Raw genomic sequence first — 13,258 nt, forward strand, 5'->3', positions numbered from 1 at the left:
ACTGCTACGCGCGTAGATATGCTCCCCTGGTGACCATGCCCTCATCGCCCCCCCAGTCCGCGAGCGCGGCATCGCCGCTGGCCGACGTCACCGCGTCGGACGCCGCGCTGCGCCGTTTCCTGCACGGGCTTCCCGGCGTCGACGCCGTCGGTCTCGAAGCGCGGGCCGCCGCGCTCGGCACCCGGTCCATCAAGACCACGGCCAAGGCGTACGCGATCGACCTGGCCATCTCGATGATCGACCTGACGACCCTGGAAGGCGCCGACACGCCCGGCAAGGTGCGCGCGCTGTCGGCCAAGGGCGTCACGCCGGACCCGACCGACCGCGGCACCCCGCCGGTCGCCGCCCTGTGCGTCTATCCCGACATGGTCGCGGAGGCCAGGGCCGCGGTGGCCGGGAGCGGCGTCAAGGTGGCCTCCGTGGCCACCGCGTTCCCCGCGGGCCGCGCCGCGCTGCCGGTCAGGCTCGCCGACACCCGGGACGCCGTCGCCGCCGGCGCCGACGAGATCGACATGGTGATCGACAGGGGCGCCTTCCTGGCCGGCCGTTACCTGGAGGTCTACGAGCAGATCCGCGCCGTGCGGGACGTCTGCGGCACCGCCCGGCTGAAGGTGATCTTCGAGACGGGCGAGCTGTCGACGTACGACAACATCCGCCGCGTCTCCTGGCTGGCCATGCTCGCGGGCGCCGACTTCGTCAAGACCTCCACCGGCAAGGTGGCCGTCAACGCCACGCCGGCGAACACCCTGCTGCTCATGGAGGCGGTGCGCGACTTCCGCCGGGAGACCGGCCGGCAGGTCGGTGTGAAGCCGGCCGGCGGCATCCGCACCAGCAAGGACGCCGTCAAGTACCTGGTCATGGTGAACGAGACGCTGGGCGCGGACTGGCTGTCGGCGCGGTGGTTCCGCTTCGGCGCCTCCAGCCTGCTCAACGACCTGCTGATGCAGCGGCAGAAGCTGCGCACCGGGAACTACTCCGGCCCCGACTACGTCACGGTGGACTGAAGGCTCATGGCTCACGACAACGCAAGCGCGTTCACCTACGCACCGGCGCCCGAGTCGCGCGCGGTCGTCGACATCGCGCCGTCCTACGGCCTCTTCATCGACGGCGAGTTCCGCGAGGCCGCCGGCGGCAAGGTGTTCACGACGCTCTCCCCGGCCACCGAGGAGGTGCTCTCGGAGGTCGCGCAGGCCGAGGCGGAGGACGTGGACGCGGCCGTGCGGGCCGCCCGGACGGCGTTCCCGGCCTGGTCCGCGCTGCCCGGCGCCGAGCGCGGCAAGTACCTGTTCCGCATCGCCCGCATCCTCCAGGAGCGCTCGCGCGAGCTGGCGGTGCTGGAGACGCTGGACAACGGCAAGCCGATCCGCGAGTCCCGGGACGCCGACCTGCCGCTGGTCGCCGCGCACTTCTTCTACTACGCGGGCTGGGCGGACAAGCTGGCGCACGCCGGGTTCGGGCCCGACCCGCGTCCGCTGGGCGTGGCCGGGCAGGTCATCCCGTGGAACTTCCCGCTGCTGATGCTGGCGTGGAAGATCGCCCCGGCGCTGGCCACCGGCAACACGGTCGTGCTCAAGCCCGCCGAGACGACGCCCCTGTCCGCGCTGTTCTTCGCGGACGTGTGCCGGCAGGCGGGGCTGCCGCGCGGCGTCGTCAACATCGTCACCGGGGACGGGTCGACGGGCGCGGCGCTGGTCGCGCACGAGGGCGTGGACAAGGTGGCGTTCACCGGTTCGACGGCCGTGGGCCGGGAGATCGCCCGCACCGTGGCCGGGACCCGCAAGAAGCTCACCCTGGAGCTGGGCGGCAAGGGCGCGAACATCGTGTTCGACGACGCGCCCGTCGACCAGGCCGTCGAGGGCATCGTCAGCGGCATCTTCTTCAACCAGGGCCAGGTGTGCTGCGCGGGTTCGCGGCTGCTGGTGCAGGAGTCGCTCCACGACGAGCTGCTGGACGCGCTCAAGCGGCGCCTGACCACGCTGCGCGTCGGCGACCCGCTGGACAAGAACACCGACGTCGGCGCCATCAACTCCGCCGAGCAGCTCGCGCGCATCACCGCGCTCGCCCGCACCGGCGAGGCCGAGGGCGCCGAGCGCTGGTCCCCGGCGTGCGAGCTGCCGGACTCCGGGTACTGGTTCGCGCCCACGCTGTTCACCGGCGTCACGCAGGCGCACACCATCGCCCGGGACGAGATCTTCGGCCCGGTGCTCTCGGTGCTGACCTTCCGCACGCCGGACGAGGCGGTGGCCAAGGCCAACAACACCCCCTACGGCCTCTCCGCGGGCATCTGGACGGAGAAGGGGTCGCGCATCCTGGCGATGGCGGCGCGGCTCCGTGCGGGCGTGGTGTGGGCCAACACGTTCAACAAGTTCGACCCGACCTCGCCGTTCGGCGGCTACAAGGAGTCGGGCTTCGGCCGCGAGGGCGGTCGTCACGGTCTGGAGGCGTACCTCGATGTCTGAGCGGCTGGCAGTCCTCAAGACGTACAAGCTGTTCATCGGGGGCACGTTCCCCCGGTCCGAGAGCGGGCGGGTGTACCAGGTGACGGACGCGAAGGGCGGCTGGCTGGCCAACGCGCCCCTGGCCTCCCGCAAGGACGCCCGGGACGCGGTGGTCGCCGCGCGCAAGGCGTTCGGCGGCTGGTCGGGCGCGACGGCCTACCTGCGCGGCCAGGTGCTGTACCGGGTGGCGGAGATGCTGGAGGGCCGCAGGGGGCAGTTCACCGCGGAGGTGGCGGCGGGCTCGGGGCTGTCGAAGGCGAAGGCGGCGGCCGAGGTGGACGCCGCGATCGACCGCTGGGTCTGGTACGCGGGCTGGTCGGACAAGGTGGCGCAGGTCGCGGGCGGCGCGAACCCGGTGGCCGGTCCGTACTTCAACCTCTCCACCCCGGAGCCGACCGGCGTCGTCGCCGTCCTCGCCCCGCGCGAGAGCGCCTTCCTGGGCCTGGTCTCGGTGCTCGCCCCGGCGATCGTGACGGGCAACACGGTCGTCCTCGTGGCGAGCGAGTCGGCGCCGCTGCCCGCGCTGTCGCTCGCCGAGGTGCTGGCCACCTCGGACGTGCCCGGCGGCGTGGTCAACGTCCTCTCCGGCCGCGCCGCCGAACTGGGCGCGCCGCTGGCCGCGCACCGGGACGTCAACGCCATCGACCTGAGCGGCGCGGACGCCGAGCTGGCCCGCGAGCTGGAGGTCGCCGCGGCCGACAACCTCAAGCGCGTGCTGCGCCCCCGGCCGGGTACGTCGTGGACGGCCGACCCCGGCCCGGAGCGCATGCTGGCGCTGCTGGAGACGAAGACCGTCTGGCACCCCACGGGGTCCCTGGGCGCCTCCGGCTCCGCCTACTGAGACGCGCCCCGCCCGCGCCCCGCTTCCCCACCGCCGGGGAGCGGGGCGCCGGTCGTCGACGCCGGGGGGCGGGACGCCCCGGTCGCCGCGGCGCCGCGGGCGCGGTCGCCGCGGGGCCGGGGGCGCGCGGCGTCAGCCGGTGGCCAGGGGGCCGAGCAGCGCGGTGACCGGCCCGGTGAGGGTGTCCAGCGAGGCGCCGCCCTCCGTGACCGGCGCGGTCACCGGCGCGGTGCTGACCGGCTTGAAGTCGGCGACCTGCGTGCCGATTGAGTTGGCCAGCGGATCGGTGCCGGTGCCGGCCAGCGGGTACAGGCGCAGGTCGGTCACCGGGACGAGGGTGTTGCCGAGCGCGGTGCCCAGACTGCCGGTGGCCATCCCCACGGCGTCGGGCACGGTGGCGTCGGCCTGGGCCGGCCCGGCGGTGCCGAGCGCGGCCGCCGCGGCCGCCGAGAGCGTGAGCCCCGCGCGCAGGAGCTGGCGGGTGCGGGGGCGGGCGTGACGGGCGTGCGAGGCCATGGGCCACCTTGTCCGGGGTCGACGGCGAGTGAGGGACCAGGTCCGGAGCGTAGTGGAGGGGCGCCCGGCGTTCATCCTCCGGCCCCCGGGGGGTCACTCGGACGGGCGAATGCGGGACAATGGCGTCTCGTGACCGACACCGCCCGCGTGATTCTGCTGACCGGCCCCTCCGGCTCGGGGAAGTCCTCACTCGCCGCCCGCACGGGCCTGCCGGTGCTGCGGCTGGACGACTTCTACAAGGAACACGGCGACCCCTCCCTGCCCCGCCTGCCCGGCGGCGGCACCGACTGGGACGCGCCCGCCTCGTGGGACGCCGAAGCGGCCGTCGCCGCCGTCCGCGAGCTGTGCGCCGCGGGGCGCGCGACGGTGCCGGTGTACGACATCGGCGCCAGCGCCCGCACCGGCACCGCGCACCTGGCGCTGGACGGCGCCCGGCTGTTCGTCGCCGAGGGCGTCTTCGCGGCCGAGATCGCCGCGCGCTGCCGGGAGCTGGGTCTGCTGGCCGACGCCCTGTGCCTGCGCGGACGGCCGTCGGCGACGTTCCGGCGCCGCCTGCTGCGCGACGTGCGCGAGAGCCGCAAGCCGCTGCCGGTGCTGCTGGCGCGCGGCTGGCGCCTCATGCGCGCCGAGCCCGGCATCGTCGCCCAGCACGCGGCCCTGGGCGCCCGCCCGTGCCGGGCCCCGGAGGCGCTCGCCCGCATCGCCGCCGCCCGCCACGCGCCCGCCCCGGTGTGAGGCGCCGCGCGGCGGGGCTCCCGCGCACGGCCGGAGCACCACCGGCGTGAGAGCAGCCACACCTCCCGGCGGCAACCCGCACGGCTCCCCCGGGCGTCCGTACGGTTGCGGCCGGAAGGTGACCGGGTGAAGGCCTCCGGTCGGCCGGAAGGCTGTTCGGACGGGATTACCCGGAACGGGCGCGTCCCCCTTACCGTGGGCCGGGACGTGCGCGAACGCGAGCGAAGGGCAGGACGGGGAACGTGGGACACCTCAAGCGGGTCGTGTTGGCGACGGTCGGTGGCGCGCTGCTGGTGACCGGCATCGCGCTGCTCGTCCTGCCCGGCCCCGGCCTGCTGCTGGTGCTGGCCGGGATGGTGCTGCTGGCGAAGGCGGTCCCCGCGCTGCGCCGGCACGTCGAGCCGGTCCGCGCGCGGGCCATGAAGGCGGCCGAGGACAGCGTGTCCTCGTGGTGGCGCATAGCCGGGTCGGTGATCGTCGGGCTGTCGCTGCTGACCGCGGGGGTCGTGGCGGGCGTCTTCCCCGAGCTGCCGTTCGCCGGGTGGCCGACGGGGATCAGCCTCATGGTCTCCGGCCTCATCCTGTTCGCCCTGCTGGTGTGGAGCCACCGGCGCGTGCGGGCCGCCGCCGCCCTGGGCGTCGAGGGGACCGCGGGCGCCGCCGGGACCGGGGGCGTCACGGCCTTCGCGGACGGCGGCCCCGCCGCGGAGTCCGCCGGCGGCCCGAGCGCCCCCGCGAGCGTCTCCGCCACCGCGCGGGCGCGGCCCGGCGCCTGACCCCGTCCGGCACGCGGCCCCGCGCCCCCGCCCGCCCCGCCCGCGGGCCGACGGCGGCGTGGCGCACACCGGCCGCGTGCCGTCGCCGGGGCGCGGCGTCCCGGCATAACGTGAGGCCGGGGACGGACGCGGAGGAACGGGGCACGGGACGTGGGTCATGTGAAGCGGGTGGGCCTGATCGCCACCGGCGCCGTGGTGCTGCTGACCGGCGTCGCGCTGCTGGTGCTGCCCGGGCCCGGACTGCTGCTCGTGTTCGCCGGCGTGGTGCTGCTGGGCCGCGCGGTGCCCTCCGTGGCCCGGTTCGAGGAGCCGGTGCGGCTGCGGGCGCTGCGGGCTGCCGAGGACAGCGTGGCGTCGCCGTGGCGCGTCGCCGGGTCCGTGCTGGCCGGGCTCGGACTCCTGGGCGCCGGGGTCGTGGTGGGGCTCGGCGCGCTTCCGTGGCTGCCCTTCACCGGCTGGAGCGCCGGGTCGAGCCTGCTCCTGTCCGGCCTCGTGCTCCTCGCCCTGCTGGGCTGGAGCTGGCGCCGGGTGCGCGCACAGCGGCGCGCGGACGCCGGACGCCGGTAGCGGCCCGGGTGCGCCGCCCGGCACGAGACGCGTGCCGCACCCCCGCGGGCGGGGCCGCCGCAGCTCCGGCCGCCCCGCGGACCGCGCGCGGGCGGGGCGGGCCGCGAGGGGCGGGCCCGCACACGCGTCGGGCGGTGTGGCGGTGTGGCTGGGCATGCGGACACACGCGCGGGGCGGGTGCGGCCAGACCCCCCGGCCGGCCGCACCCGCCCCGCTCCCCCGTGCCCCCCGCATCCCCCGGGGCTTCCCCTCCCCGCGGGCCCCGGCGCGCTCCCCCGCGCGCCGTGTCGGCGCCGGTCAGGCGACCAGTTCGCCGAAGCACTCCGTGTGGTCCCGGCCGCGCGCCAGCACCTCGTCGTCACGCAGCCGGCGCAGCGAGCGCCAGATGCTCGACTTCACCGTGCCCACGCTGATGCCCAGGATGTCGGCGATCTCGGGGTCGGTGCGGCCCTCGTAGTAGCGCAGCACGAGCATCGTCCGCTGCGGCTCGGGCAGGCGGCCGAGCGCCTGCCACAGCACCGTGCGCAGCTCGGTGCCGCGCATCGCGTCCTGGTCCGCCGTCGTCGGCGTCTCGGGCAGCTCCTCGGTGGGGTACTCGTTGAGCTTTCGCCGCCGCCAGGCGCTGATGTGCAGGTTGGTCATGGTGCGGCGCAGGTAGCCGCCGACGGCCGCCTTGTCGCTGATCCGGTCCCACGCCCGGTAGGTGGAGAACAGCGCGCTCTGCAGCAGGTCCTCGGCCTCGTACCGGTCGCCGGTGAGGTGGTAGGCGGTGGCGTACAGCGCGGCGCGGCGCTCCCGCACGTAGGCGGTGAACTCCCTCTCCGACGCCGCCTCCGACGCCGCCTGCGCGTCCGGCGCCGGGAGGGCCGGTGCCACCGGCGCCGCGGCGGTGGCCGGGGCCGGCGCCGCCTGCCCGCCGTCCGCGGGGACGACCGCCAGGCGCGCGCCGAGACGCTGCCGACCGGTGCCGCGGGCGCACCCCCGCCCGCCCGCGGCACCGGGGTTCTCGGCGGTTCGCCTCGCCCCGGGAACCGAAGCGGGGTGCCGGCGCGTGTGAACCACTGCACCGCCCGGCTCGGTGGACGACGACGGGGCCGTGCCGTGCTGTCCGCGCGGTTCCCGCAGTGCTGTCGTCATCCCGTGCCTCCCTCGTTCAGCCAGCCGGGTGGGCTTGCCGTGTGACGAACACACTGCCGGGCCAGTTTCATGAGCGAGTCCCCCCATTGTCACAGCGCTGTCACAAAGTCCGCGGCGCCGCCCGGGCGGCCGTCCGGCACCCGGGCGGTCGAACTCGTCCGTCCGGATGGGCCAGAATGACGGGCGTGGCTTTCCTGTTGCTGATCGAGGATGACGACGCCGTCCGTACCGCCCTGGAGATGGGCCTGACCCGTCAGGGCCACCGCGTGGTGACCGCCGCCTCCGGCGAGGACGGCCTCAAGCTGCTGCGCGAGCAGCGCCCCGACCTGATCGTGCTGGACGTCATGCTCCCCGGCATCGACGGCTTCGAGGTCTGCCGCCGCATCCGGCGCGGCGACCAGCTCCCGATCATCCTGCTCACCGCGCGCAGTGACGACATCGACGTCGTGGTGGGGCTGGAGTCCGGCGCGGACGACTACGTCGTCAAGCCGGTGCAGGGCCGGGTGCTGGACGCCCGCATCCGCGCGGTGATGCGGCGCGGCGAGCGCGAGGCCAACGACGCGGCCACCTTCGGCAACCTCACCATCGACCGCGCCGCGATGACGGTCACCAAGGACGGCGCCGAGCTCCAGCTCACCCCCACCGAGCTGCGCCTGCTGCTGGAGCTCAGCCGCCGTCCCGGCCAGGCGCTGTCCCGGCAGCAGCTCCTGCGCCTGGTGTGGGAGCACGACTACCTCGGTGACTCCCGGCTGGTGGACGCGTGCGTCCAGCGGCTGCGGGCCAAGGTGGAGGACGTCCCCTCCTCGCCGACCCTGATCCGGACCGTGCGCGGCGTCGGGTACCGGCTGGACGCGCCGCAGTGAGCCCGGCGCCCGGCCGGGTGCGCGGCCGGCTCGCCGGGATGCTGCCCAGCCTCCGGCTGCGGCTGGTCGTCGTGTTCGCCGTCGCGGCGCTGTCGGCCGCGGTGGTGGCCAGCGGCATCGCGTACTGGCTCAACCGCGACGCGGTGCTGACCCGCGCGCAGAACGCCGCGCTGGACGACTTCAGCAAGATGCTCGGCGACCACGCCGGGACGCTGCCGCCCGGGCCGCGCTGCGACCAGCTCCGCGACGCCGCCGACGCGATGGCCGACACCACGCAGAACTACGCCGTGCTCCTGGTGGACCGCGACGCGGGGGGCGAACGGTGCGCGGTGACCTCCGACGGGTCCTTCACCCTGGCCGACGTGCCGGACCCGCTGCGCGACGCGGTGCGCGAGGAGCGCCCCGTCGACGGGGTCAACCAAGCCCCGTACCACCTGTACTGGCAGCGCGTCACCCAGGACGACACGCCCTACCTGGTGGCGGGCGCGACGGTGATCGGGGACGGGCCGACGGGCTACCTGCTGAAGTCGCTGGAGCCGGAGCGGGACGACCTCAACTCCCTGGCCTGGTCGCTGGCCGTCGCCAGCGCCCTCGCGCTGCTCGGCTCGGTGCTGCTGGCGCAGGCGGCGGCGTCCACGGTGCTGCGTCCCGTCCAGCGGCTGGGCGAGGCGGCCCGGCGGCTGGGCGAGGGGCGGCTGAACACCCGGCTCGCGGTGTCCGGCAACGACGAGCTGGCCGACCTCTCGCGCACCTTCAACGCGGCGGCGGCCTCCCTGGAGCAGCGGGTGGCCGAGCTGAGCGCCCGGGAGCAGTCCAGCCGCCGCTTCGTGGCCGACATGTCGCACGAGCTGCGCACGCCGCTCACCGCGATCTCGGCGGTCACGGAGGTGCTGGAGGAGGAGAGCGACAACCTGGACCCGATGATCGCCCCGGCCGTCCAGCTCGTCGTCAGCGAGACCCGGCGCCTGGGCGACCTGGTGGAGAACCTGATGGAAGTCACCCGCTTCGACGCGGGCACGGCCCGCCTGGTGCTGGACGACGTGGACGTGGCCGAGCAGGTCATGGCGTGCATGGACGCGCGCGCCTGGCTGGACGCGGTCGAACTGGACGCGCCGCTGGGCATCCGCGCCCGCCTCGACCCGCGCCGGCTCGACGTCATCCTGGCCAACCTCATCGGCAACGCGCTCAAGCACGGCGGGTCCCCGGTGCGCGTCGCGGTGCACACCCGCGACGGCGACGGTGCGGACGGGCCGGCCGGGGAGGTGCTGGTCATCGAGGTGGCCGACCGCGGGCCCGGCATCCCCGAGGACGTCCTGCCGCACGTCTTCGACCGGTTCTACAAGGCCAGCGCCTCCCGGCCGCGCTCGGAGGGCAGCGGGCTCGGTCTGTCGATCGCGCGGGAGAACGCGCACATCCACGGCGGGTCGATCACCGCGCACAACGCGCCGGAGGGCGGCGCGGTCTTCACCCTGCGGCTGCCCCGCGACGCCAGCGCGCTGGACGCGAACGCCTCCCACGGCGACCCGTGTGACGCGGACGACGGCGACGACGGCGACTACGGCGACGCGGACGACCGCGCGGGAGACGCCTGCCAGGAGAACCGGACGGGCCGAACGGACGACCCGGCCGACGCGGCCGACGCGGACCACGCGGGCGACCAGGGCGGCGGACGGAGCCGCCGGGGCGGGGAGGACGGCCGGTGAGCGGGGTGGACGCGGTGGGCGGGCGCCGGGCGGCGCGGGTGGGCGGCGCCCGGGCGGCGGCGCGGCTGGCGGCCGCCGCCGTGGCGGTCGCGGCTCTCGCCGGGTGCGGCATCCGGGCCACGCCCGTGCCCGTGGACGCCGGGCCCGCGCCGTCCCGGGTGGCCTGCGGGGTGCGGGAGACCGGCGCGGGCGCGCAGGAGCGCACCGTACGGATCGCACTGGTGTGCAGCGGCCGCGTGGTGGACGTGCGGCGCGCGCTGGAACTGCCCACCGGGGAAAGCCAGACCGACCGGCTCGCGCTCGCCCGCACCCTGCTGGCGGAGGTGCGCCGCACCCCGGACGGGCGCGAGCGCGCGGCCGGCTTCTCCACCGCCGTCCCCGGCGACCTGCGGGTCAGCGGCCCGCAGGAGCGGGACGACCCCGAAGCGCTGCGGCTGAGCCGCCCGCCCGCCGCGCTGCCCGCGTTCGCCCTCGCCCAGCTCGTGTGCACCTACGCCGACACCTCGCTCGCCGACAGCGGGGACGGCGTGCTGCTCGGCGGCCCGGCCCCCCGCCCGGACGCCACCGACCGCGCCGACGGGACGACGGGGTCCGAGGAGGCGCCGGTGCGGCGCTACGAGTGCGACGTCGCCCTGCGGACCAGCGCCGACGGCCCCGCCTCCGCCGAACGGGCGCCGCTCGCCCGGTGAGGCGCCCGGTGGCGCGGAGCCGGGAACCGGTGCGGCCCGGCCCCGCGTCGTCCTCCGCGTGGCACCCGTGCAGCGTCATCGTCCCGAAGGCACCGCCGCCTTCCGCGTCCGGAGCGCGAGCCGCGCGCTGCTCGCGGCGTACCTGCTGTTCACCGGCTGGCTGACCCTGCGGCCCCGCACGGTGCCGTGGGTGGAGCCCGCCAACGTGACGCTGCTGGCCACGGTGCGCGCGCAGTGGGCGGGCGGGCCGCGCGACGCGCTGGCCGCGCTGGGCGGCGACCTGCTGCTGCTGGCCCCGCTGGGCGTCCTGCTGCCCCTGGCCGCCGGGCCGCTGGGCCCGTGGCTGGCCTCGTTCCTGCGCACGGTGCCCACCGTCGCCGCGCTCTCGTGCGCCCTGGAGGTGGCCCGCACCTCGGTACCGGGCCAGACGGGGAACGTGGACGCCGTGCTGCTCAACACCGTGGGCGCCGGCGTCGTGCACCTGGCGCTCCACCCGGTGCTGCGCGCCGGCGTGCGGCGGCGCACCGCGCGGTGCCCGGCGGTGGCGGGCGCGGCCGCGTGCGCCCGGACGGGGACGGGGACGGTGAGGGTGACGCCGGCCGCAGCGCGCGCCGGCACCCCGGCCGGAGGCGGCACCCCGGCCGGAGGCGGCGCCACGGCCGGAGGCGGAGGCGCGAGCGGTGCCGGGGGCACGGCCGGAGCCGTGCCCGGGGCCGGGCGCGCCGCGCGGGCCGGCGGGGCCCCTCCGGGGCGTACCCCGAGGTCGGCCAGGGTCGGAATCGCCCCGTAGACCGACGCGCCGGGTTTGCGGCGGCCCTACGTTGGATACCTGGCGCGGAAGGCGCCGCCAACCACTGCGAAGGAGTCAGGCCATGGCCGTGATCTCAGGGATCTCCCGACCGCGTCAGGGCCGGATGATCGCCGGGGTGTGCGCGGGGCTCGCCCGCCGCTTCGGAATCTCGCCGACGACGATGCGGATCATCTTCGTCGCGTCGTGCATCCTGCCCGGACCCCAGTTCCTGCTCTACCTGGCGCTGTGGGTGCTGCTCCCGCAGGAGGAGCGTCCCGGCGCGTGGTGAGGCGGGGGCCGCGCGGGCAGCGCTGAGAGGTCTCGGGGTCTCGGAGTGTCGGAGGGCGGGCCGGGGCACCGGCCCGCCCTCCGCGGTGCCCGCGGGCTACAGGCCGAGCGCGCTCGTCGGCAGCCCGGACAGGTTGCCGGTGGGCAGGCCGCCGCCGGTGATGCTGTCGGTGGGCAGGCCCCCGCCGGTCAGGCTGTCGGTCGGCAGGCCGCCGGCGGCGCCCTCCAGCAGCGGGCCGATGAGCGGCAGGCCGCCGAGCAGCCCCTCCGCGGACCGCTGCGGCGCGGCGCGCTCGACCGTGCCGTGCACGGCCCCGGCCGCCCGCGTGATGTCGCCGGGGATGCCCATGACGCGGTCTTCGACGCTCATGTTCTGCACGTCGGCGACGGTGGTGGTGAGGTTGTCGGCCGAGGCGGCCTGGTGGTCGGCTGCGGCGGCGGTGCCGGCGGCGCCGGCGGCCATGGCGGCCCCCAGTACGGCGGCGCTCAGGGTCTTCCTGGTGATTCCGTGGCTCATGGTCACCAGAACGTAGTGATCACGTGAGTGCGGGAGCAAACACCGCCGCGCCCGGGACGGCGTGCGGGGCGGCGCGGCGGCGCGCCGCCGCCGCCCCGCGCCCCGGAGCCGCGCTCAGCGGTCGGCGTGGGAGAGAGCGCTGGTCACGCCGCGTTCGGCGGCCGTCTGCCGGAACAGCCAGGCCGACTTCAGCTCCGCGTAACCCGGCTTGATCACGTCGTTGATCATCGCCAGACGTTCATCGAAAGGGATGAAAGCCGACTTCATCGCATTGACGGTGAACCACTGCATGTCGTCCAGGGTGTAGCCGAACGTGCGCACCAGGTGCGCGAACTCGTTCGTCATGCTCGTGCCGCTCATCAGCCGGTTGTCGGTGTTGACGGTGACCCGGTAGTGGAGCGTGCGCAGTAGCCCGATCGGGTGATCCGCGTAGGAGGTGGCGGCGCCCGTCTGGAGGTTGGACGTCGGGCACATCTCCAGGGGGACGCGCTTGTCCCGCACGTAGGCGGCCAGACGGCCCAGCTCCACGGTGCCGTCCTCGGCCACCGTGATGTCGTCGGTGATGCGCACCCCGTGGCCCAGCCGGTCCGCGCCGCACCACTGGAGCGCCTGCCAGATCGACGGCAGGCCGAAGGACTCCCCGGCGTGGATGGTGAAGTGGTGGTTCTCCCGCTTGAGGTACTCGAAGGCGTCCAGGTGGCGGGTGGGCGGGTAGCCGGCCTCCGCGCCCGCGATGTCGAAGCCGGCCACGCCCTCGTCCCGGAAGCGGTTGGCCAGCTCCGCGACCTCCAGCGAGCGGGCCGCGTGCCGCATGGCGGTCAGCAGCGCGGTGACGCGGACCCGGTGCCCGGCCGCCAGGGCGCGGCGCTCGCCCTCGCGGAAGCCCTCGTTCACCGCCCGGACGACGTCCTCCAGGCTCAGCCCGCCCTCCAGGTGCTGCTCCGGCGCGTACCGCACCTCGGCGTAGACGACGCCGTCGGCCGCCAGGTCCTCCGCGCACTCGGCGGCGACCCGGAACAGGGCGTCGCGGGACTGCATCACCGCGACGGTGTGGGTGAACGTCTCCAGGTACCGCTCCAGCGAGCCGGAGTCGGCGGCCTCCCGGAACCAGCGGCCCAGCGCCTCGGCGTCCGTCTCCGGCAGCCGGTCGTATCCGGCCTTTCGAGCGAGGTCGACGACGGTGGCCGGACGCAGGCCGCCGTCGAGGTGGTCGTGCAGCAGAACCTTGGGGGCGCGCCGGATCTGCTCCTCGGTGGGCTGGGTGCTCAGGGTCTCGCGTGGCATCTTCGTACTGTAGTCCTACGCGCGTAGATAATCGAGCCCCGAACGATGCGCACG

At 75.8% G+C, this 13,258-nt stretch carries 15 protein-coding genes; 11 read left to right on the forward strand and 4 right to left on the reverse strand.

The annotated features are described in order from the left end of the window. Positions 1-35: 35 nt before the first annotated feature. The 3 genes from deoC to OSB71_RS10150 are packed head-to-tail and all read left to right on the forward strand — an operon-like array spanning position 36 to position 3,339. On the forward strand, positions 36-1,004 hold the full coding sequence (deoC, locus tag OSB71_RS10140) for a deoxyribose-phosphate aldolase (RefSeq protein WP_265946748.1): 969 nt from the start codon (positions 36-38) through the stop codon (positions 1,002-1,004). Between the two features lie 6 nt (positions 1,005-1,010). Next, a complete protein-coding gene (locus tag OSB71_RS10145) occupies positions 1,011-2,459 on the forward strand; it encodes an aldehyde dehydrogenase family protein (protein ID WP_265946652.1) in 1,449 nt (482 codons plus the stop codon). Continuing rightward, positions 2,452-3,339, forward strand: a complete 888-nt coding sequence (locus OSB71_RS10150; RefSeq protein ID WP_265946654.1) for an aldehyde dehydrogenase family protein — start codon at positions 2,452-2,454, stop codon at positions 3,337-3,339. The genes OSB71_RS10145 and OSB71_RS10150 overlap by 8 nt, the downstream gene beginning before the upstream one ends. A gap of 132 nt (positions 3,340-3,471) precedes the next feature. Here the strand turns inward: OSB71_RS10150 and OSB71_RS10155 are convergent, their stop codons facing one another. Next, positions 3,472-3,855 (reverse strand): hypothetical protein, encoded by a 384-nt coding sequence (locus OSB71_RS10155; RefSeq protein WP_265946656.1) that lies wholly within the window; start codon positions 3,853-3,855, stop codon positions 3,472-3,474. Between the two features lie 129 nt (positions 3,856-3,984). Between OSB71_RS10155 and OSB71_RS10160 the strand changes: the two genes are divergently transcribed. From OSB71_RS10160 to OSB71_RS10170, 3 genes are all read left to right on the forward strand, one after another. After that, positions 3,985-4,590 (forward strand): uridine kinase family protein, encoded by a 606-nt coding sequence (locus OSB71_RS10160; RefSeq protein ID WP_265946658.1) that lies wholly within the window; start codon positions 3,985-3,987, stop codon positions 4,588-4,590. A gap of 242 nt (positions 4,591-4,832) precedes the next feature. After that, complete coding sequence (locus OSB71_RS10165) at positions 4,833-5,366, forward strand: PGPGW domain-containing protein (protein WP_265946660.1); 534 nt, start codon at positions 4,833-4,835, stop codon at positions 5,364-5,366. A 150-nt stretch (positions 5,367-5,516) separates the two neighbouring features. Then, positions 5,517-5,933, forward strand: a complete 417-nt coding sequence (locus OSB71_RS10170; RefSeq protein ID WP_265946662.1) for a PGPGW domain-containing protein — start codon at positions 5,517-5,519, stop codon at positions 5,931-5,933. 297 nt (positions 5,934-6,230) lie between these two features. Here OSB71_RS10170 and OSB71_RS10175 read toward each other — a convergent pair whose 3' ends face one another. Next, the gene (locus OSB71_RS10175; RefSeq protein WP_416237233.1) at positions 6,231-7,070 is read right to left on the reverse strand and encodes a SigE family RNA polymerase sigma factor; all 840 of its coding nucleotides are present in this window, start codon (positions 7,068-7,070) and stop codon (positions 6,231-6,233) included. A gap of 185 nt (positions 7,071-7,255) precedes the next feature. Between OSB71_RS10175 and OSB71_RS10180 the strand changes: the two genes are divergently transcribed. From OSB71_RS10180 to OSB71_RS10200, 5 genes are all read left to right on the forward strand, one after another. Then, positions 7,256-7,933 carry a response regulator gene (locus OSB71_RS10180; protein ID WP_265946664.1) on the forward strand — a complete coding sequence of 226 codons (678 nt, stop codon included), beginning with the start codon at positions 7,256-7,258 and terminating at the stop codon, positions 7,931-7,933. A gap of 38 nt (positions 7,934-7,971) precedes the next feature. Beyond that, on the forward strand, positions 7,972-9,636 hold the full coding sequence (locus tag OSB71_RS10185) for an ATP-binding protein (protein WP_265946752.1): 1,665 nt from the start codon (positions 7,972-7,974) through the stop codon (positions 9,634-9,636). Beyond that, complete coding sequence (locus OSB71_RS10190; RefSeq protein WP_265946666.1) at positions 9,633-10,325, forward strand: hypothetical protein; 693 nt, start codon at positions 9,633-9,635, stop codon at positions 10,323-10,325. Before OSB71_RS10185 ends, OSB71_RS10190 begins: the two co-directional genes overlap by 4 nt. Positions 10,326-10,392: 67 nt before the next feature. Continuing rightward, positions 10,393-11,115, forward strand: coding sequence for a VanZ family protein (locus tag OSB71_RS10195; protein WP_265946668.1), 723 nt, complete (start codon positions 10,393-10,395; stop codon positions 11,113-11,115). A 91-nt stretch (positions 11,116-11,206) separates the two neighbouring features. Next, entirely contained in the window at positions 11,207-11,404 is a 198-nt protein-coding gene (locus tag OSB71_RS10200) for a PspC domain-containing protein (protein ID WP_265946754.1), read from the forward strand. 96 nt (positions 11,405-11,500) lie between these two features. Here OSB71_RS10200 and OSB71_RS10205 read toward each other — a convergent pair whose 3' ends face one another. Beyond that, positions 11,501-11,920: a hypothetical protein gene (locus tag OSB71_RS10205; RefSeq protein WP_265946670.1), complete on the reverse strand. Its 420-nt coding sequence runs from the start codon at positions 11,918-11,920 to the stop codon at positions 11,501-11,503. A 114-nt stretch (positions 11,921-12,034) separates the two neighbouring features. Beyond that, positions 12,035-13,204, reverse strand: a complete 1,170-nt coding sequence (locus OSB71_RS10210; RefSeq protein ID WP_265946672.1) for an adenosine deaminase — start codon at positions 13,202-13,204, stop codon at positions 12,035-12,037. Positions 13,205-13,258 lie beyond the last annotated feature (54 nt).

Source organism: Streptomyces marinisediminis, from assembly GCF_026262575.1.
GTDB classification, from domain to species: Bacteria; Actinomycetota; Actinomycetes; order Streptomycetales; family Streptomycetaceae; genus Streptomyces; species Streptomyces marinisediminis.